Genomic DNA, 20,176 nt, shown 5'->3' with positions numbered 1-20,176 from the left:
GAGATGAAAATATGGAACAGTTAAGCATTGATAAAATAATGGAAATTCTTCCAAACCGTAACCCAACTTTATTTGTGGACCGAGTGGATCAGCTAACCCCGGGCGAGTCAATCGATGCCGTAAAGAACGTCACCGCTAATGAAAACTATTTTCAGGGTCATTTTCCCGGATTTCCACTAATGCCAGGAGTTTTAATTGTTGAGACCTTATCGCAGGTGGCGTCAATCCTCATTTTGAAATCGCTTGATGTTGATCCTAAAAGTAAGGTTACTAAACTTAACAAAACTAAAAATGTGAAGTTTAGACACATGGTTCGACCCGGCGACACTTTGAAAGTTCACGTTGATTTAAAAGAAGTTAACGATGGAACCTACACAATGGTGGCTGATAGTGAAGTTAATGGCGATAAAGCTTGTTCGGCCACGCTTGAATTCTCGTTAGCTGACCGGGTCGATTAAGTAGGTGATAAGTAGTGAGTGCTTTTAAAATTATTTCAAGCGCCAAAAGTGTTCCTGAAAAGGTCGTCACTAATGACGACCTGGCTAAGATTATGGACACCTCTGATGAATGGATCAAGAGACGAACGGGCATTTCAAGTCGGCACATTGCGGTTAATGAATCTACAACGTCAATGAGTGTGGAAGTGGCTCAAAAGCTTTTGAAAAGTTCTGGGACTGATCCTAAATACTTGGATTATGTAATTGTAGCCACCATGTCATCTGATTATCAGACTCCATCGACGGCTGCTAGCGTTCAGGGTGCAATTGATGCTACCAATGCGGTGGCGTTTGATATTGATGCCGCATGTACGGGTTTTGCGTTTGGAACGTCAATTCTTAATTCGTTGTTAGCAAAAAAGAACGGTAGTTGTGGGATTTTGATTGGTGCGGAAGTATTAAGTAAGTTTTTGGACTGGTCAGATCGATCAACTGCCGTGCTTTTTGGTGATGGAGCCGCTGGAATCTTGGTTCAAAATGATCCTAGTTCTGATTCGAAGATCTTAGGAGAGTCCCTTCAAACTTATGGTGATTTGGGGTCAGCTTTAACAGCTGGACACTTTCCCTGCGTTACACCATTTGGGAAAAGTACCAATCAGGAAAATCGGTTCTTTAAGATGGATGGTCATAAAGTGTTTAACTTTGCGTTAAAGAGGGTTCCCAGTTCAATTAAAATAGCACTAACAGATGCTCATTTAGCTTTAGATGATATTGATGTTTTTGTCATGCATCAAGCTAATGCCAGAATTATTACTAGCGTTGTTAGAAGGCTTGATTTGCCGAAAAGTCGGTTCCCAATTGATATTGATGAATATGGGAATACAGCGGCAGCTAGTGAACCACTGCTATTGGCAGATTTGCTTACAAGCGGTAAAATTCAAAGAGGAAACAAAGTTGCCCTTGTCGGTTTTGGTGGCGGATTAACTACTGGAACTGTTATAATTAATTATTGAGGACAAACAAATTTTATTAAATGGAGTGATTATTTATGGCTGAAAAAGCAGATAAGAATCAGATTTTTGACAAGATTAAGGCGGTTGTTACCGACCAAACCGATATCAACCCCGATGACATTAAAATGGACGCTAACTTCAAAGATAACTTGGATTTAGATTCATTAGATATCTTTGAAATTGTGGATGCCCTAGAAGATGCCTATGACATCGAAATTGATAGTGACGAGGGCATGGAGACGGTTTCTGACCTAGTTGATTATGTTGCAAAGCAAATTGACGAAAAGAACGATAAATAATAAAGTGTTTTTTATTTTAGGAGTGTTTTAAATTTTGAAAATCGGTTATTTATTCAGTGGCCAGGGACAACAGTTTGCTAACATGGGATCTGACTTGTATCAAAATAACGATACCTATAAAAACGTGGTCGATACCGCGTCGCATACTTTAAATCTTGATCTATCCGATCCGAAGGTTTTTGACGATCCTGAAAATACTCAGATTGCCATTTTGACTTTGAGTTATGGGATTTACCAGATTTTAGCTGGCAAGCTTCCTAAAGCGCAGGCAATGATGGGTCTTAGTTTAGGCGAGTATAGTGCTTTAGTATCTGCTAAAGCACTATCTTTTCAATCAGGATTAAAATTAGTGCGTGACCGAAGCCACTACATGGATGAAGCCGGAAAGCAAAATCCCGGTTCAATGGCTGCTGTGTTAAAGGTTGAGCCCCAAGTGGTGGTTGACGTAACTAACGAAGTTGATGGAGCATACCCAGCTAATTTCAATACCAGCGAACAAACTGTGATTGGTGGGACTGAGTCTGGGGTCAAAACAGCTAGTGCAGAACTTAAGAACCGGGGAGCCAAACGGGTCGTTCCTTTGAAAGTGGCCGTTTCTTCACATACTCCGCTGATGCAACTAGCGAGTGATTTGCTTTCAAAGCGAATGGAGAATGTTGCCTTTAAAACCCCGGAGGTTCCAGTGATCAGCAACACTGACGTTGACCTGTTTAACAAGGGTAACCTCTCCGATACGTTAACCCGTCAGTTGGTCAATCCAACCCACTTTAAAGCGGATCTAGAATTTATGGTCAAAAACTACGGAGTAGATACGCTGATTGAAATCGGGCCGGGGAACACACTGACTAAATTTGCAAAAAAGACACTTAAAGATGTCGATGCTTATAGCGTTGACAGTTTAAAGAAATTAAATGATTTACAAGCAAAACTTGGTTTGGAGGACTAATTCATGACAACGAAAAATGATAAAAGCACGGTTTTAATTACTGGTGCTACCAAAGGAATTGGTCTGGCAACCGCCAAACGATTAGCAAAAGATCCACATAATTTTGTGATTGTGAATTCTCATCGAGAATTAAGTGATGACGAAGTAAAAGATTTAAAGTCACAGTTTGACACTGAGATTGAGATCTTGATTGGCAACGTTTCAAAAGAAGAAGACGCTGAGTCAATGGTGAACCAGATCTTAGATGAACATGATCATCTCGATGTATTGGTTAATAATGCTGGGATTACCAGGGACAAACTCTTAACGCGGATGAGCGAAGAGGATTTTAAAGCTGTGTTAGACACCAACCTTGTTGGAACGTTTAATATGACTAAGTATGCCTTAAAGACAATGCAAAAGAAACGAGCTGGTGTTATCATCAACACTTCCAGTATTTCGGGACTTCACGGAAATATGGGACAGGCGAATTATTCGGCAAGCAAATCAGGGATTGTTGGTTTAACAAAGACGACGGCACAAGAGGGATCACTTAGAGGGGTTCGTTGTAACGCCGTTGCTCCTGGCATGATCAAGACCGACATGACGGCCAAATTGAGTGACAAAATTATTTCGAGGTGGGAAGATACCATTCCCCTTCATCGTTTTGGAAGTGCTGAAGAAGTAGCCGAAACAATCGAGTTTTTGATTAATAATCAATACATTACCGGACAGGTAATCACTGTTGATGGCGGGCTCACAATGTAGTTCCGTTTATTTAAGGGAGGATTCAATTGGGTAATAGAGTTGTTGTTACGGGCATGGGTGCAGTAACCCCGATCGGGAATGATGCTGAGACTTTTATTGATAATTTGTTGGCTTCAAAGGTTGGAATCGAAAAAATCACTAGTTTTGACACCTCTGAGATTAAAGCTCACGTGGCAGCCGGCGTAAAGGACTTTGATCCAAGCAAACGCTTAGCTAAACGAGACTATCATCGAGTAGATCCATTTGCGCAATACGCACTTTACAGTGCCGTAGAGGCAATGGACCAAGCTGGGTTGAAACGAGGAGAATATGATGGAAAGGATCTTGGCGTCATCTACGGATCTGGGATTGGTGGTATTAGTACCATCGAGACGCAGGTTCTAAAAATGTACAAAAAGGGTCCCAGACGTCTTTCCCCGTTATTTATCCCAGAAACCATTATTAATATGGCTGCTGGCAATATTTCGATCTACTTTGGCGCTAAAAACACCAGTAAAGCCGTGGTTACAGCTTGTGCAACTGGAACCAACGCGATTGGCGATGCTTATGAATACATTAAAGCTGGCAAGGCTAAAATGATGATCGCTGGTGGATCAGAGGCAGCAATTACTCCGGTTGGAATTTCAGCCTTTGCGGCCCTAACAGCTCTTTCTTCAAGTGAAGATCCAGCTCACGCTTCCATGCCATTTGATAAAGATCGGGACGGTTTTGTAATGGGCGCTGGTGCTGGAACCCTAGTGCTTGAGGATTACGATCACGCCAAAGCGCGTGATGCACATATTTTGGGTGAAATCGTTGGCTACGGCCAAACGAGTGACGCTTACAACCTTACTGCTCCGGATCCAGATGGGGAAGGGGCCATTGGGGCCATGCAACAAGCATTGGATGAAGCTCACATCAAGACTTCCGATCTTGATTACATTAATGCCCATGGCACAGCAACTCAATCTAATGATGTTTCTGAGTCAAAGGCCATTAGCAAGTTGTTTAAAGATAATGACCACGTCTTGGTTAGTTCAACCAAAGGGATGACTGGTCATGCCCTTGGAGCTGCCGGGGCCATTGAGGCAGTGGCAATTCTTGGATCCATGAAGCATAGTCAAATGCCAGTGAATGTTGGTGTCAGTACCCAGGATCCAGAAAGTCATATCAGGCTAGTGGATAAAGAGAATGCTAAAAGGCCGGTCAATACCGCCATTAGTAATTCATTTGGATTTGGTGGTCATAACGCGGTCATTGCGATAAAGAAGTGGAATCAATAATGAATGAAAAAGACATTGAAAAATTAATAACTAAATTTGATAAGTCCAACTTACAGGAATTAAAAATTGACGAAAACGGTCAACAACTTTATTTCTCCAAGATTGACAGTCATTCTAAACCAGTCACCCACGTTGAAAAAACGGCGGATGATAAATCGGATGAAAATCAGGAAAAGCTTCAGTTGAATGCACCTACTAGTGGTAATTATCAACTAAAGGCACCGATGGTGGGAATATTGTATTTTGCTCCTAGTCCTGAAAAGCCCGACTTCAAAAAAGATGGTGATCGCGTTCAAAAGGGTGAAACGGTTTGTATCATTGAGGCCATGAAGATGGTCAATGAAGTGAAAAGTCCGGTGAGCGGAACCATCGTGAAACGTCTGGTTGATAATGGTTCGATGGTTGAGTATAACGAACCAGTTTATGAGATTAAGGAGGATTAGTTATGGCATTGAATGTTAATGATTATATCCCTCAACGTCCCCCAATTCAGATGATTGATAAGATTGACACCATTACCCCGGGAGAGGGAGCCGAGGCCACTAAGATGTTGGCAGGAAACGAATGGTACTTTGCAAATCAAGGTAATCATCCGACACTGCCACGTCCGTTGGTGCTTGAGTCAATGGCTCAGACTGGAGTGGTTGCTCTCTTATCAATGCCAGAATACAAGGGTAAAAACGCCTTTTTTGGTGGAATCAAACAAGCTGAGTTTAAAGATGATTTTCGACCGGGCGATGTTTTACATTTAAAGGTTGATTTATTAAAGGTTAAACATAATATTGGAATTGGAAAAGGTGTTGTCACTAGGGACGGACAAGAAATCGCTAATGCAACGTTGATGTTTGCGGTTGAATCATAGTGAGTGAAAGGTGATTTAATGTTTAAAAAGGTACTGGTGGCTAATCGGGGCGAGATTGCAGTCCAGATTATCCGTGCGCTTCATGATATGAATATTAAGGCAGTGGCAGTGTATTCAACTGCTGACGCTGATAGTTTATTCGTAAAATTGGCCGATGAGTCAGTTTGTATCGGTGGACCATTTCCAGACGAGTCATATCTCAATATGGCAGCAATTGTTGATGCAGCGGTACTTACTGGTTGCGATGCTTTGCACCCGGGATATGGCTTTTTGTCTGAAAACGCTGATTTTGCGGAACTTTGCAATCAGTGTGGCATTAAGTTTATCGGTCCAAGTGCTAAGGTCATAAATTTGATGGGAAATAAAGGCAATGCTAAGGAAGCCATGAAAAAAAGTGGTGTTCCAACGATTCCTGGCAGTGATGGTTTTATTGACTCCGTGGAACAAGCCAAAGAAGTCGCTCATCAAATTGGTTATCCAGTAATGCTGAAGGCTGCTGCCGGCGGTGGTGGTAAGGGCATCCGAAAAGTTGCTGATGACGATGAACTAGCTAAGGCTTTTCAGGATACGAAACGGGAGGCTAAACTTTCCTTTGGAGATGACCGATTATACATGGAAAAAGATCTAAACGACGCCAAGCACATTGAGATGCAAGTCATTGCCGATGAGCATGGTAACGTTGTTTATTTTCCCGAACGTGATTGTTCACTTCAACGTAATCACCAGAAGATCATTGAAGAAAGTCCATGTTCTGAAATCACTTCCGCAAAGCGCCAAGAACTTGGTCAGATCGTCGTTAACGCCACCAAAGGAATCCAGTATACAAATACAGGTACATACGAGTTCTTAATGGATCAGGATCACAACTTCTACTTTATGGAAATGAACACCAGATTGCAGGTTGAGTATACCATTACCGAAGAAGTTGCCGATGTGGAAATCATTAAAGCTCAGATCTTAGTTGCAGAAGGCGAAAAGTTACCCTTCACGCAGGCTGATTGTGACGTAAAAGGCTACGCTTTGGAGTGTCGAATTGATGCAGAAGATCCCAGCAATAATTTTGCCCCATCGCCGGGTAAGATTACGAGTTTGCACCAGACTTATGGTACAAAGGGAGTTCGAGTGGACTCTGGCATTGGGCAAAACGACGTCATTTCGCCCTACTACGATTCAATGATTGCCAAAATCATTGTTCACTTGCCTACTAAGAAACAAGCCGTCCATAAGATGCGTCGGGTTCTTAATGAGTTTCACATTGAAGGGGTCAAAACCAACCGAGATTTCTTGATTGCTTTACTAAATGACAAGCATTTCTTGGCTGGGGATTTTAACAATAATTACATTGAAAGTACGTTCTTAAAAGAATGGATGAAGAAACATGGCAAAAAGTGATTTTGAGAATTTGAATTCTGATGAGCTGACCAAAAGAATGGATCAGATTCCTGATGATATTTGGGTGAAATGTCCTTATTGTGGGACTACTTTTTACAAAAAGAAACTTGGTAAGTACAAGGAATGCCCAAATTGTGGCTATGCTTTTCGGATTGGAGCCAAAGAACGCATTCAAATGATGTGCGACGACTTTACACCCATTAATACTGATTTAAAGGCTTCCAAAAAATTTAAAGACGATAAGTACGTGGCAAAACTAAAGAAGGCCAGAGAAGTTACTGGGATAAACGAAAGTGTCCTATCGGGAATCGGAACGATCAACGGTGTCAAAGTTGCGGTTGCAGCGATGGACTGGCGTTTTATTATGGCCAGTCTAGGGACAGCTACTGGAGAGATCTTGGCTCGTTTATTTGAAACGGCTACTAAAAAGGGCCTGCCGGTGATTGTCTTCACTGCTTCTGGGGGTGCGCGAATGCAGGAGGGAATTCATTCCTTAATGCAGATGGCCAAGGTCTCTGAGGCTGTGGCTGAACACAGTAAGGCTGGGTTACTTTACATCAGTGTGCTTGGCGATCCTACCACTGGTGGTGTGACCGCCAGCTTCGCCATGCAGGGTGATATTTTGTTGTCAGAACCCCATGCTTTGATTGGTTTTGCTGGTCGTCGGGTGATTGAAAAAACGATCCAACAGCGTCCGCCAAAGGACTTTCAGCGGGCTGAAACGTTGCTTAAAAATGGCTTCTTGGACGATGTCATTAAACGTTCTGAATTGAAAGAAACGTTAGGGAAGTTACTAAAATGGCATCAGGTAGGTGATCTTAATGGCTAAAAAAACGGCATGGGATAAGGTACTAGCCGCTAGAGCTGCCAAAAAAATTGGGGTTGATGATTTAATCAACGGCATTACCGATGATTTTATGGAACTTCATGGTGACCGGGCCTATGGTGATGATCCGGCTGTTTATGGTGGGATTGGCACCATGGACAACATTGCCACTACGTTTGTGGGGATTAGAAAAGGGTCGGACTTAAACTCCAACATTGAGCGGCACTTTGGTTCCGCAGAACCAGATGGATATCGGAAGGCTTTGCGTCTGATGAAACAGGCCGAAAAGTTCAACCGGCCGATTGTCACCTTAATTAATACACCAGGCGCCTATCCTGGCGTTGATGCCGAGTATCATGGAATTGGTTATACGATTGCGCAATTAATCTTACAGGGAATGCAACTAACCGTTCCTTATATTAGTGTGATCGTTGGCGAAGGTGGCAGTGGTGGTGCTTTAGCACTGGCTGTCGGTGATTGTGTCTGGGCCTTTGAGGATAGTATTTATTCGGTGCTCTCACCTGAAGGTTACGCCACGATTTTGTGGAAAGACCCCAGTCGGATGAAAGAAGCTGCTTCAGTGATGAAATTAACGCCGGATGATTTGTTGTCTGAGGGAATCATCGATCGGATTATTCCCGAAGCTGATACGGTTGATGGTTTCGAACGTTTCAGAGGCGATCTGGTTAAAAAAATTAGGGAATTAAATGCATTATCTAAGGATGATTTGGTTGCTAAGCGACTTTCCCGTTACCGAAATTTTTAATGAATGAATTAATTTTTTGATATAATGATGTAAATTAGATATTTGGTTCTAGGAGGATTTTGAAGATGGCTGATTTATTAAAAGGAAAAAAAGTTGTTGTGATGGGTGTGGCGAATAGAAAAAGTATTGCTTGGGGATGTGCACAAGCAATTAAGTCACTTGGAGCTCAAGTTATTTTGACATACCAAAATGATCGTTTAAAGAAGAGTATTGAGAAGACCATTGGTGATGAAGAGTTCCCACTGGTTGAATGTGACGTGGCCGAAGATACTAACGTCCAAAAGGCTTTTTCCGAAATTCATGACCGTTTTGGAAACATCGATGGGGTTATTCATGCCATTGCTTTTGCTGACAAAGAAACCCTTCAAAATGGTGTGATTAACACCAAAAAAGATGGTTACAACTTAGCCGAAGACATTAGTGCGTACTCATTTATCTCAGTTACTCGTTATGCCAGCAAGATTATGAACAAACCTGGTAGCATTTTAACGTTAACTTATATGGGTTCAACTCGTGCCATTCCTGATTACAACATGATGGGAATTGCTAAGGCATCCCTTGAATCAGCTATGCGTTACCTTGCTTCTGAACTTGGTAAAGACCAAATTCGAGTAAACGCAATTTCCGCTGGAGCCGTTAAAACTTTGGCTGTTACCGGAATTAAGGGTCATCGTGACCTTCTTAAAATGTCACAATCATTCACCGTTGATGGTGAGAATGTAACAACTGATCAGATTGGTAACGTTGCTGCTTTCTTAGTTAGCGATTTATCAACCGGAGTTACTGGTGACATTATCTACGTTGACAAGGGTGTTCATTTACTTGCCTAAATTAAAATTAATTTAAATATCCCATAGTCGTTGATCGGCTATGGGATATTTTTGACTCAAAGGTGGGAGTTTGGTCATGATTACACATTAAAACAAGTGTAACCAGACACATACTTGCTGTAAAAAGTTGATGTGCCGGGATTTTGTGCCGGAATCATTCTAACTGGAATGGTTTTTGATTGCTAAATAACCAAAACTTGTGGAATATGAACACATGGTAATTATGCGAAGTACCATACTTGAATCAAATTAGATTAATAGAGGTGAATAATTTGAGTTTAATGAATGCAAAAGAAATTATGGATCTGATTCCTAATCGTTATCCGATTTTATTTATTGATCGGGTCGATGCGATGGACCCAGGTAAGTCAATTACGGCTACCAAGAATGTTACGATTAACGAAAATTATTTCCAAGGACATTTTCCTGGTAATCCGGTTATGCCCGGTGTTTTGATTATTGAATCAATGGCTCAGGTGGCTTCAATTTTGATTTTAAAGTCGCCCCAGTTTAAGAACAAGACGGTTTACATGGGTAGCATCCGCAACGCGAAATTCAGAAAGATGGTGGAGCCCGGTGATGTGCTACGCTTTGAGGTTAAGATTGATAAGGTTAGAGGAAGTGCTGGCTCAGTTTCGTGTGTGGCATACGTTGGCGATAAAAAGGCTTGTGACGCTCAGTTGACCTTTATCGTAAGTAACAAGGAAAGAGAACAATAAAATAGGTAATAGGAGTCGCAAATGGGTAGTTTTTCAATCTTAGAAACGGCAAGGTCAACGCCCAATAATGTTGTTACTAATCATGATTTAACTAAAATCATGGATACCTCTGATGAGTGGATCAAACGACGGACCGGTATTCACGCCCGTCACATTTCTAAGTCAGAGACTAATACTTCCATGTGTACTGATGTTGCAACCAAGCTCATTAATAAGGCCAATATTTCTGCAAGTGACGTTGATTTCATCATCGTAGCCACCATGTCATCAGACTTTCAAACTCCCTCAACTGCAGCAGCGGTTCAGGGAAATCTTTATGCCGACAATGCAGTTGCCTTTGATCTAAACGCCGCTTGTTCCGGATTTGCTTACGGAATTTACGTCTTGAATGCGTTGCTTGCAAATAAGCCGCATTCAAAAGGAATTTTAATTGGCGGTGAGAAGCTAAGCAAGTACCTTGATTGGTCAGACCGTTCAACGGCGGTCCTGTTTGGAGATGGTGCTGCGGGAATTCTAGCTACCAATGATGGAAGTGAGTCAGAGGTACTTGCTAGTGACTTAGAAACAGTTGGAGAACTTGGTAATTCGCTAACGGCTGGGCACTTCGCCGATGATACGCACCAGCCGTATTTCAAGATGGATGGTCATGAAGTGTATCGTTTTGCCACCCAAAGGGTTCCAGAGTCCATCAAACTGGCGCTTTCAAAAGCAAACATTGGCTTAAGTGATGTGAAGTACTTTATCGTTCATCAAGCAAATGAACGAATTATTAAAAGTATTGCTAACAAATTAGGTTTATCGATGGAAAAGTTTCCCGTTAATATCAATAAGTATGGCAATACCGCTGCGGCAAGCGAACCACTGCTATTAAGTGAAATGGTAGAGGAGCATCAGATTAACCGTGGTGACAATCTTGTTTTAACCGGTTTTGGTGGGGGATTAACCATTGGAACCGTAGTAATTAGATACTAAATACAAAAAATATTATGGAGTGATAAATTATGGCAGACCAAAACGAAATTTTTAACAAAATCAAGGACTTAATCGCAAAACAAACTGATGTACCAGCAGCAGACATCAAGATGGACACTAACCTTAAGGAAGACGTTGATATTGATAGTCTTGACTTTTTTGAAGTGGTTGACGGACTTGAAAATGAATATGACATTGAAATTGAAAGTGATGAAGACATCAACACCGTTCAACAATTAGTTGACTACATTCAAAAGAAGATTGCGGAGAACGATAAATAATCAGTAAAATTATTTATTTGAACAGGAGGAAATCATTTGAGTAATCGAGTAGTTGTAACAGGGATGGGAGCTGTCACCCCCATCGGAAATGATGCCGAAACCTTTTCCAACAATTTGTTCAACTCTAAAGTGGGCATTGCGCCAATTACCAAATTTGATGCTAGTAACACGGGTGTGACGGTAGCTGCTGAAGTTAAAGACTTTGATCCAAGCAAGCGTTTAGATAAACGTGCCTACAAACGAATTGATCTTTTTTCACAGTACGCTTTGTACAGTGCTAAAGAGGCCATGGATCAAGCTGGCCTGAAACAGGGTGATTACGAACCTGAGGACCTTGGTGTCATGTACGGAAATGGAATTGGTGGTCTTACTACCATTGAGAGTGACATCATCAAGATGCACGAAAAGGGACCAAAGCGAGTTTCACCACTTTTTGTTCCTAAAGCCATTGCTAACATGGCAGCTGGAAATGTTTCCATGTACTTTGATGCGGAAAACACGTCTCAGACCATTGTGACGGCTTGTGCTTCAGCTAATAATGCCATTGGAAACGCCTTTGAACTAATTAAACAAGGGAAAGCCAGGATGATGATTGCTGGTGGAACTGAAGCTGCCATCACCGAGATTGGAATTGCTGGATTTGCTAAATTGACCGCTCTTTCAACCGCTGAAAAAGTGGAAGATGCTTCAATGCCGTTTGATAAAGACCGTAATGGCTTTGTCATGGGTGAAGGGGCTGGTACTCTTATACTTGAGGATTATGACCATGCTAAAGCGCGTGGTGCTAATATTTTGGCCGAAGTGGTTGGATACGGTGCTACCAGCGATGCTTATCATATGACTGCTCCGAACCCCTCTGGAAAAGGTGCCATTAGAGCAATGAAGGAAGCCCTTGACGAAGGTCACATTAAAACTAGTGAACTTGATTACGTTAATGCGCACGGTACCAGCACTCACGCTAATGATGTTGCTGAAGCTGGTGCGATTGAAAAGTTGTTTAAAGATAACGATCACGTCAAGGTTAGTTCCATTAAAGGAATGGTAGGACACTCATTGGGAGCTGCTGGTGGACTTGAAGCGGTTGCTTTAGTTGCTGCCCTTCAAAATGATCAGATGCCAGTTAACGTGGGGATGAAGCATAAGGATCCTGAGATTCACGTTGATTTGGTCAATGAAGATAACAAAAAGGCACCCGTTAATACTGCAATTAGTAATGCCTTTGGCTTTGGTGGTCACAATGCGGTAATTGCAATGAAGAAGTGGAATGAAGATTAGTGAATGAACAAGATATTGAAAAATTAATTGATAAATTTGAGCAATCGAGTTTACAAGAAATTAAGATTAATCAGAATGAAGGGGCCGTTTACTTATCCAAAATTCCTGATCACGACAGCTTGCATGCAAGTGAGTCAGTTAATGAATCCAGAAAGCCGGCTCAACTTGAATCTGCGTCAATTGATGCAACTGACGACTCCGATAATTATCAATTGAAAGCTCCAATGGTTGGAATTCTTTATTACGCTCCAAGCCCAGAAAAGGCCGACTTTAAACAAGATGGTGATCACGTTAAAAAGGGTGAGACCGTTTGTGTAATTGAAGCCATGAAGTTGGTTAATGAGGTTAAAAGTCCAGTGAGTGGGACCATCGTTAAACGAATGCCCAAGAGTGGCTCGATGGTGGAATACAATGAACCGATTTTTGAAATTAAGGAAGACTAGAAAGCTCAATTCATATTAGTTTAAAAAGGTGATTTAATGTTTAAAAAAGTGCTGGTTGCAAACCGCGGTGAAATCGCAGTTCAGATCATCCGTGCACTTCACGAAATGAACATCAAGACGGTGGCGGTTTATTCAACCGCTGATGCTGATAGTTTATTCGTAAAATTAGCTGACGAATCCGTATGTATTGGTGGACCGTTTCCAGATGAGTCATACCTAAACATGGCAGCAATTATTGATTCCGCGGTTCTTTGCGGATGTGATGCGCTCCATCCTGGGTATGGCTTTTTGTCTGAAAATGCTGATTTTGCTGAATTATGTGAACAGTGCGGAATTAAATTTATTGGTCCCACCGCTTCAGTAATTAATCTGATGGGGAATAAGGGTAATGCCAAAGAAGCCATGAAAAAGAATGGCGTTCCGATAATTCCTGGTAGCGATGGGTTTGTTGATACTTACGACCAGGCTAAAGAAGTGGCCCAAGAAACTGGTTATCCCGTGATGTTAAAGGCTGCTGCCGGTGGTGGCGGTAAGGGAATTCGAAAAGTTACTAGTGAATCTGAATTAAAAAAAGCCTTTAGTGATACTAAGCGTGAAGCCAAACTTTCATTTGGTGATGACCGGCTTTATATGGAAAAAGATTTAAATGATGCCAAACACATTGAAATGCAGGTCATTGCCGATGAACACGGCCACGTGGTCTATTTTCCGGAGCGAGATTGCTCAATGCAACGAAATCATCAAAAAATAATCGAAGAAAGTCCATGCTCAAAAATTACGCCTAAAAAACGCAAAGAACTTGGACAGACCGTGGCTAAAGCAGCTAAGGGAATTGGCTATACTAATACCGGAACCTTCGAATTTTTGATGGATAAAGAAGGACATTTTTATTTTATGGAAATGAATACCAGGCTTCAAGTTGAATATACCGTTACCGAAGAAGTAACTGGAGTTGAAATTATTAAAGCTCAGATTTTAGTGGCGGAGGGTCAAAATCTGCCATTTAATCAGCAAGACTGTGCGGTCAAGGGTTACTCACTTGAATGTCGGATCGATGCCGAGGATCCTAGCAATAATTTTGCTCCATCACCTGGTAAACTTCAGCAGGTGAAATTTACCCATGAATCTGATTCCATTCGAATTGATTCTGGGGTGGAAGCTGGCGACATGATTTCACCTTACTATGATTCGATGATTGCTAAAGTTATTGTGCATAAACCGACAAAACGGGAAGTCGTGTCCGAAATGAAGCAAATTTTGAACGAATTTGTTGTGAGGGGGGTCACCACCAATCGCGATTTCTTGATTGGTTTGATTTCTGATCAGCATTTTTTGACTGGTGATTTTAACAATAATTACATTGAGAGTACGTTCTTAAAAGAATGGATGAAGCAGTATGACAAGCAAACGGTTTGAAAGTATTAGTCAAAAAGAGTTAAGTCAGCGAATGGATCAAATTCCTGATCACATCTGGGTCAAATGTCCAATCTGTCAGAAAAATTTCTACAAGAAAGACCTAGGCAGGTATAAAGAGTGTCCTAATTGTTACTATGCCTTTCGGATTGGTGCTAAAGAGCGAATTGAGTTAATGTGTGACGACTTCACACCCATTAATACTGATTTAAAGGCTTCCAAAAAATTTAACGACGAAAAGTACGTAGCTAAATTGAAGAAGGCACGCGCGGTGACTGGTCTAAATGAGAGTGTTTTGTCTGGGATTGGTACCATTGATGGAAATCAGGTAGCGATGGCTGCGATGGACTGGCGCTTTGTAATGGCAAGCCTTGGGACGGCAACTGGTGAGATTCTGGCACGGCTGTTTGAAACAGCAACGAAAAATAAGCTTCCCGTGATTGTGTTTACTGCTTCTGGAGGAGCCCGGATGCAAGAGGGAATTCATTCCCTGATGCAGATGGCCAAAGTGTCTGAAGCGGTTGCGGAACATAGTAAAGCGGGCTTACTATACGTCAGTGTTCCCTGTGATCCCACTACTGGTGGGGTGACCGCCAGTTTTGCAATGCAGGGCGACATTATTTTGTCAGAACCCCACGCTTTGATTGGTTTTGCGGGACGTCGGGTGATTGAAAAGACGATTCAACAGCGTCCACCAAAAGACTTTCAACGATCAGAGACATTACTTAAAAATGGGTTTTTGGATGGGGTCGTGAGACGACGTGATCTAAAAGAGACACTGAATAAAATTCTAAAGTGGCATCGGGTAGGTGATAATGATGAGTAAACCAACCGCATGGGATAGAGTTATAAATGCTAGAGCTGCGGGTAAGATTGGGGTTGATGACCTCATTAATGGAATTACCGAAGATTTTATGGAACTGCATGGTGATCGGGCTTACGGTGATGACCCCGCCGTATACGCTGGGATTGGAACCCTTGATGAAATTCCGACGACGTTGATTGGGATTAGAAAGGGCTCGGATCTAAATTCCAACATCGAACGGCACTTTGGTTCGGCTGAGCCTGACGGATACCGCAAAGCGCTGCGATTAATGAAGCAGGCCGAAAAATTCAATCGTCCAATTGTTACCTTGATTAATACTCCTGGAGCTTATCCTGGTGTAGAAGCCGAGTACCACGGGATTGGCTATACGATTGCGCAATTAATCTTACAAGGAATGCAACTGAAAGTTCCTTACGTAAGTGTGATTGTTGGTGAAGGTGGCAGTGGTGGTGCCCTGGCATTAGCCGTTGGTGACTGCGTCTGGGCTTTTGAGGATAGTATCTATTCGGTTCTTTCTCCAGAAGGATATGCTACGATCTTGTGGAAAGATTCTAGTCGAATGAAAGAAGCTGCTTCAGTCATGAAGTTGACTCCAGATGACTTACTAAAAGAAGGAATCATTGATCGGATTATTCCTGAAGTAAACACCGCCGATGGTTTTGAACGGTTTCGTGGTGATTTGGTGAAAAAAATTAAAGAACTAAATGCGATGCCAAAGGATGAGATGCTTAAGAAGCGGTTTGCTAGGTACCGTAATTTTTAGTCAATGACCAAGATGTATGAGAGTGTTACTATTGTATCTGTTGAAAATAGTGAGACTCTTATTTTTTATCTCTCGGACCCAATCAGGTCTAATAAAATGAAAATGAGGAATTAGCATGATTAAATTTTTAAGTGATTCGATCACCACAAAAGCATTTCAACCATACTACCAAGACCTAGGAATCACCGATAAGCCCAAAAAGCAACAGACGCTTGTGGGAAGGGTTTTGTTAGCTAAACTGGTGGGGATGCCAGTACAAGACGCCATTAAAAACGTTGACATTGATTTTGGACATTACGGGAAACCCTATTTTGTGCCAAATGGCTATCATTTTAACATTGCTCACTCTCATGACGCGGTTTTGGTGGTAATTTCTGATCAACCAATTGGAGTTGACTTAGAACAGATTCGTCCTTATGACTACACTAGGATTACCAAGGCATTCACCCCAGCGGAACTTAATTACTTAAAGAATTTAAAGGGCGAACGGCAAGGTGAACAAGCCTTAAGATTATGGACCATTAAAGAAGCGGTCTTAAAACTTCAGGGAGTTGGATTGATTGGAAAGCCGAAGTCCGTTGAGGTTTCATTACCTCACATGGAAAGTGCTAGAAGAAACGATGATTTGTACCAGATTAACTTTTTGGACGTGGGATGGAAATACATTGGGACTCTTGCTACCCAGGTGAGTGAATAAATCATGAACGATATTTTAAATGCACGCGTAATTCATAGCTTAATTAGTAATCCCATTGATCAAATCGAGGTTTATGACCAATTGCCGTCGACTAACGAAGAGGCTCAAGTGGAGGTTTGGCATCGTCCTGGCATGATCATTGCTAACGAACAGACGAAGGGGAAAGGCCAAAATGGCCATCATTTTTATTCTCCTGCAAACAACGGCGTTTATTTTACGGTGGTGTTTCAGGCCCAACCAAGGTATCTTGATAATCCAGGTATCTTAACGCTTGGGATTAGCGTTGCCGTTACGGACGCTATTAAACTGGTCTACAACATCGATACTCAATTAAAATGGGTGAATGACGTGTATCACGATGACAGTAAGGTCTGTGGGATTTTAACTGAAATTCAGAGTAACGAAGATAACGAGCCCGAGAACTTTATCATGGGCATTGGCCTCGATATTGGGATCATGCCGTTTTCACGTAATGGTGACCAAATGGTGGGGAGTTTAAACGTGGTACCACCACTTAAAAGGAACCAGCTAATTGCTTCGGTTTATGACCATTTGTATGAGGTCTATCACGATTGGAACGACGATCGGATTATTAATCATTATACTAAGCGACTGCTGTGGCTTAACGAACAAGTTTCCCTGATCAATCATGATAATGAAATCACTGGAAAATTAGCGGGAATCGACGAACGTGGGCACCTTTTGTTAAAGACACGGGACCAGCAAACGTTAAACCTGGATCCGAATGTGACCAGACATATTAGAAAGATGAAAGCTGACGATTGATGTTAGGTTTCTCTTTTTGTGTTGATTAAATTTAATTGTATGCTAAAATTAGCAACAAATTCAGGAGGTCTTATTATGGTTAAATTAAATGAAATGAGAGACTACGTTAACCAAAAGAAGCTTGATGTTGCTTACATCAGTAATTTTGAGGATATTAAGTACTTTACTGGTTTTGGTAGTGATCCCGTTGAACGGGTGTTGGCACTTTTTATTTTTCCTGATGCGGAACCATTTCTGTTTGCACCAGAACTCGAAGTGGAAGCCATAAAGGAGTCAGGATGGAAGTATCCCGTTTATGGTTACTTAGACCATGAAGATCCCTTTAAACTGATCGCCAAGCACATTCGTGATGTAACTCCTGATTCCAAGCGATTTGGGATTGAAGACGACAACTTGGTCATTAGTCGTTATCAACAGCTTCAAGCTGAATTTCCGAAGGCTGACTTTAGCACTAACGTGGCTCCAGAAGTTAGTGAACTGCGGGTAATTAAGACGCCATATGAGATTGAACAGTTAGATGCTGCTGGAAAAGAAGCCGACTTTGCCTTTCAAGTTGGTTTTGAGACCGCTAAAGCCGGTAAAACGGAGGCAGAAGTGGCTGCTGAGATTGAGTACCAAGAAAAAGTCAGAGGGGTTATGAACATGAGTTTTGATACTCTGGTTCAGACTGGACCTCACGCGGCGGAACCACATGGTGCTACTGACATGAACAAGATTAAGAACGATAACCTGTTATTATTTGATTTAGGAACGGTTCATAATGGCTACATCTCTGATGCTTCCCGGACGGTCGCTGTTGGTGATAAAATTCCGGCCAAACAAAAAGAGATTTATGACGTTTGTTTGGAAGCTCAGTTAGCTGCCCAATCTGCTGCTAAACCAGGTATTCGGGCCGAAGACCTGGATGCGGTTGCAAGAGATATCATTGACAAGGCTGGTTATGGTAAATACTTCATCCACCGTTTAGGCCACGGCATGGGGATGGGTGAGCATGAATTCCCTTCAATCATGGAGGGCAATAAGATGATTTTAAAGGAAGGCATGTGCTTTTCAATTGAACCTGGTATCTACATTCCTGGAGTAGCCGGAGTTCGAATTGAAGATTGCATTCACCTAACCAAGGATGGAAATGAACCATTTACTCGCACATCCAAAGAATTACGCTATGTATAAGAGTTGACATAAAAAGACCCTGGATTTTATCCAGGGTCTTATTTTTTACATTTGATGGGTCTGTTCTCGCTTGGGACCAGTTGAGAAAGTGATTAACGGGATACCTACAAGTTCTGAAACCCGGTCAAGAAACTTTTGGGCGTTTTTAGGGAGCTTGTCGTAGGTATCACAATTAGTGATATCCTCGTTCCATCCCTGGAGCGTTTCGTAGACCGGTTTGCACTTGTCCAAGATATCCAAGTTAGCGGGGTAATAAGTGATTTTCTTACCGTCTAGTTCATATGCGGTACAAATCTTAATTTCTTTTAATCCGTCTAAAACATCCAGACAGTTTAAGGCTAGGTGGGTTAGACCAGAAACACGACGAGCGTGTCTTAAGGCAACGCTGTCAAACCAACCGATTCGTCTGGGACGCTTGGTCACAACCCCGTACTCATGGGCGGTTTCTCTGATGTAGTTACCGGTCTCGTCTAGTAGTTCCGTTGGAAATGGTCCCTCACCGACACGTGAAGTATAGGCTTTACAAGTTCCAATGACCCGGTTAATCTTGCTGGGTCCAATCCCAGCACCAACGGCAGCGCCTCCGGCAACGGGGTTTGAGGAAGTGACATAGGGATAGGTTCCATGGTCAACGTCTAACATAATTCCTTGAGCGCCTTCAAACAGGACGTTTTGGTTATGATCGATTTCATCATTTAAAAGAACGGAGGTTTCGGTTACGTATGGTTTTAATCGTTTCCCTAACTGGACGTATTCATTATAGATTTCTTCAAAATTAAGGGGCTCATGGTCGTATAGTTTAACCAAAATTTCATTCTTTTCAGCCAAGACGTCTTTCAAACGCTTCTTGAAAGTTACTGGATCAATTAAATCGGCCACCCGAATTCCGACCCTAGCAACCTTGTCCATGTAAGCAGGCCCAATTCCCTTTTGGGTCGTCCCGATCTTATGATGTTTGTGTTCTTCTTGAAGCTTATCAAAAAGAGGATGGTATGGCATGATGACTTGAGCACGAGATGATACACGGAGGTTGTCGGTAGAAACACCATGTTCATTTAGATAGTCGACTTCTTTAAATAGAGACTTGGGGTTCAAAACAACGCCGTTTCCAATTACTGCCAACTTGTCAGAATAGAAAATTCCGGACGGAACGAGTTGAACGTGAAAATTTTGATTGTTATACACAATGGTGTGACCCGCATTGTCACCGCCCTGATATCTAGCAATGATATCCGCGTCAGCACTTAGAGTATCGACAATCTTTCCTTTTCCCTCATCGCCCCATTGACTACCAACAACAACTGTTACAGACATAAATAGCACCTCGTAAATGAATTTTTTGACCAAGAACAGTTTACCAATCACATATGGAAAAATCAAGAACGTTCAAAATATTGTTAAAAATAATGTTCGTGTTTTATTGAATATTAGAATTATAATAAAGTAGT

At 41.9% G+C, this 20,176-nt stretch carries 24 protein-coding genes; 23 read left to right on the top strand and 1 reads right to left on the bottom strand.

The window, feature by feature from the left end:
- Positions 1-11: 11 nt before the first annotated feature.
- The 23 genes from fabZ (AC6UC9_RS01135) to AC6UC9_RS01025 all read left to right on the top strand — a co-directional run bounded on the left by fabZ (AC6UC9_RS01135) (position 12) and on the right by AC6UC9_RS01025 (position 18,728).
- Positions 12-458: a 3-hydroxyacyl-ACP dehydratase FabZ gene (gene fabZ, locus AC6UC9_RS01135; protein WP_500693412.1), complete on the top strand. Its 447-nt coding sequence runs from the start codon at positions 12-14 to the stop codon at positions 456-458.
- 14 nt (positions 459-472) lie between these two features.
- Entirely contained in the window at positions 473-1,450 is a 978-nt protein-coding gene (locus AC6UC9_RS01130) for a beta-ketoacyl-ACP synthase III (protein WP_500700869.1), read from the top strand.
- Between the two features lie 35 nt (positions 1,451-1,485).
- A complete protein-coding gene (locus AC6UC9_RS01125; RefSeq protein ID WP_500693414.1) occupies positions 1,486-1,749 on the top strand; it encodes an acyl carrier protein in 264 nt (87 codons plus the stop codon).
- A 34-nt stretch (positions 1,750-1,783) separates the two neighbouring features.
- Positions 1,784-2,695 carry an ACP S-malonyltransferase gene (locus AC6UC9_RS01120; protein ID WP_500700868.1) on the top strand — a complete coding sequence of 304 codons (912 nt, stop codon included), beginning with the start codon at positions 1,784-1,786 and terminating at the stop codon, positions 2,693-2,695.
- A gap of 3 nt (positions 2,696-2,698) precedes the next feature.
- A complete protein-coding gene (gene fabG / locus AC6UC9_RS01115; RefSeq protein ID WP_500700867.1) occupies positions 2,699-3,442 on the top strand; it encodes a 3-oxoacyl-ACP reductase FabG in 744 nt (247 codons plus the stop codon).
- A gap of 26 nt (positions 3,443-3,468) precedes the next feature.
- Complete coding sequence (gene fabF, locus AC6UC9_RS01110) at positions 3,469-4,704, top strand: beta-ketoacyl-ACP synthase II (RefSeq protein WP_500700866.1); 1,236 nt, start codon at positions 3,469-3,471, stop codon at positions 4,702-4,704.
- Positions 4,704-5,147, top strand: a complete 444-nt coding sequence (locus AC6UC9_RS01105; protein ID WP_500695350.1) for an acetyl-CoA carboxylase biotin carboxyl carrier protein — start codon at positions 4,704-4,706, stop codon at positions 5,145-5,147. Before fabF (AC6UC9_RS01110) ends, AC6UC9_RS01105 begins: the two co-directional genes overlap by 1 nt.
- A 2-nt stretch (positions 5,148-5,149) precedes the next feature.
- Positions 5,150-5,566 carry a 3-hydroxyacyl-ACP dehydratase FabZ family protein gene (locus tag AC6UC9_RS01100; protein WP_500693419.1) on the top strand — a complete coding sequence of 139 codons (417 nt, stop codon included), beginning with the start codon at positions 5,150-5,152 and terminating at the stop codon, positions 5,564-5,566.
- A gap of 18 nt (positions 5,567-5,584) precedes the next feature.
- Complete coding sequence (accC, locus tag AC6UC9_RS01095) at positions 5,585-6,958, top strand: acetyl-CoA carboxylase biotin carboxylase subunit (RefSeq protein WP_500695348.1); 1,374 nt, start codon at positions 5,585-5,587, stop codon at positions 6,956-6,958.
- Complete coding sequence (locus AC6UC9_RS01090) at positions 6,945-7,787, top strand: acetyl-CoA carboxylase carboxyltransferase subunit beta (RefSeq protein ID WP_500700865.1); 843 nt, start codon at positions 6,945-6,947, stop codon at positions 7,785-7,787. Before accC ends, AC6UC9_RS01090 begins: the two co-directional genes overlap by 14 nt.
- Positions 7,780-8,550, top strand: a complete 771-nt coding sequence (gene accA, locus AC6UC9_RS01085; RefSeq protein ID WP_500696459.1) for a carboxyltransferase subunit alpha — start codon at positions 7,780-7,782, stop codon at positions 8,548-8,550. The genes AC6UC9_RS01090 and accA (AC6UC9_RS01085) overlap by 8 nt, the downstream gene beginning before the upstream one ends.
- A 65-nt stretch (positions 8,551-8,615) precedes the next feature.
- Complete coding sequence (gene fabI / locus AC6UC9_RS01080; RefSeq protein ID WP_500700864.1) at positions 8,616-9,380, top strand: enoyl-ACP reductase FabI; 765 nt, start codon at positions 8,616-8,618, stop codon at positions 9,378-9,380.
- A gap of 272 nt (positions 9,381-9,652) precedes the next feature.
- Entirely contained in the window at positions 9,653-10,099 is a 447-nt protein-coding gene (gene fabZ, locus AC6UC9_RS01075; RefSeq protein WP_500693424.1) for a 3-hydroxyacyl-ACP dehydratase FabZ, read from the top strand.
- Between the two features lie 21 nt (positions 10,100-10,120).
- Complete coding sequence (locus tag AC6UC9_RS01070) at positions 10,121-11,071, top strand: beta-ketoacyl-ACP synthase III (RefSeq protein ID WP_500700863.1); 951 nt, start codon at positions 10,121-10,123, stop codon at positions 11,069-11,071.
- Positions 11,072-11,100: 29 nt separating this feature from the next.
- Positions 11,101-11,352 carry an acyl carrier protein gene (locus AC6UC9_RS01065; protein ID WP_500699141.1) on the top strand — a complete coding sequence of 84 codons (252 nt, stop codon included), beginning with the start codon at positions 11,101-11,103 and terminating at the stop codon, positions 11,350-11,352.
- A gap of 36 nt (positions 11,353-11,388) precedes the next feature.
- Positions 11,389-12,627 carry a beta-ketoacyl-ACP synthase II gene (fabF, locus tag AC6UC9_RS01060; protein ID WP_500700862.1) on the top strand — a complete coding sequence of 413 codons (1,239 nt, stop codon included), beginning with the start codon at positions 11,389-11,391 and terminating at the stop codon, positions 12,625-12,627.
- Positions 12,627-13,070: an acetyl-CoA carboxylase biotin carboxyl carrier protein gene (locus tag AC6UC9_RS01055; protein WP_500700861.1), complete on the top strand. Its 444-nt coding sequence runs from the start codon at positions 12,627-12,629 to the stop codon at positions 13,068-13,070. Before fabF (AC6UC9_RS01060) ends, AC6UC9_RS01055 begins: the two co-directional genes overlap by 1 nt.
- Positions 13,071-13,106: 36 nt before the next feature.
- Entirely contained in the window at positions 13,107-14,486 is a 1,380-nt protein-coding gene (locus tag AC6UC9_RS01050) for an acetyl-CoA carboxylase biotin carboxylase subunit (RefSeq protein WP_500700860.1), read from the top strand.
- Positions 14,467-15,309 carry an acetyl-CoA carboxylase carboxyltransferase subunit beta gene (locus AC6UC9_RS01045; protein ID WP_500700859.1) on the top strand — a complete coding sequence of 281 codons (843 nt, stop codon included), beginning with the start codon at positions 14,467-14,469 and terminating at the stop codon, positions 15,307-15,309. Before AC6UC9_RS01050 ends, AC6UC9_RS01045 begins: the two co-directional genes overlap by 20 nt.
- Positions 15,302-16,072 (top strand): carboxyltransferase subunit alpha, encoded by a 771-nt coding sequence (gene accA, locus AC6UC9_RS01040; protein ID WP_500700996.1) that lies wholly within the window; start codon positions 15,302-15,304, stop codon positions 16,070-16,072. Before AC6UC9_RS01045 ends, accA (AC6UC9_RS01040) begins: the two co-directional genes overlap by 8 nt.
- A 115-nt stretch (positions 16,073-16,187) precedes the next feature.
- Positions 16,188-16,769 (top strand): 4'-phosphopantetheinyl transferase family protein, encoded by a 582-nt coding sequence (locus tag AC6UC9_RS01035; RefSeq protein WP_500695334.1) that lies wholly within the window; start codon positions 16,188-16,190, stop codon positions 16,767-16,769.
- Positions 16,770-16,772: 3 nt separating this feature from the next.
- Positions 16,773-17,555, top strand: coding sequence for a biotin--[acetyl-CoA-carboxylase] ligase (locus AC6UC9_RS01030; RefSeq protein WP_500700858.1), 783 nt, complete (start codon positions 16,773-16,775; stop codon positions 17,553-17,555).
- A 75-nt stretch (positions 17,556-17,630) separates the two neighbouring features.
- Positions 17,631-18,728 (top strand): M24 family metallopeptidase, encoded by a 1,098-nt coding sequence (locus AC6UC9_RS01025; protein WP_500700857.1) that lies wholly within the window; start codon positions 17,631-17,633, stop codon positions 18,726-18,728.
- Between the two features lie 45 nt (positions 18,729-18,773).
- On the opposite strand, the gene AC6UC9_RS01020 is transcribed toward AC6UC9_RS01025, so the two are convergent.
- A complete protein-coding gene (locus AC6UC9_RS01020; protein ID WP_500700856.1) occupies positions 18,774-20,042 on the bottom strand; it encodes an adenylosuccinate synthase in 1,269 nt (422 codons plus the stop codon).
- Positions 20,043-20,176 lie beyond the last annotated feature (134 nt).

This window comes from Fructilactobacillus sp. X7R4C1 (assembly GCF_059901115.1).
This window is presented reverse-complemented; position numbering and strand designations above follow the sequence as displayed.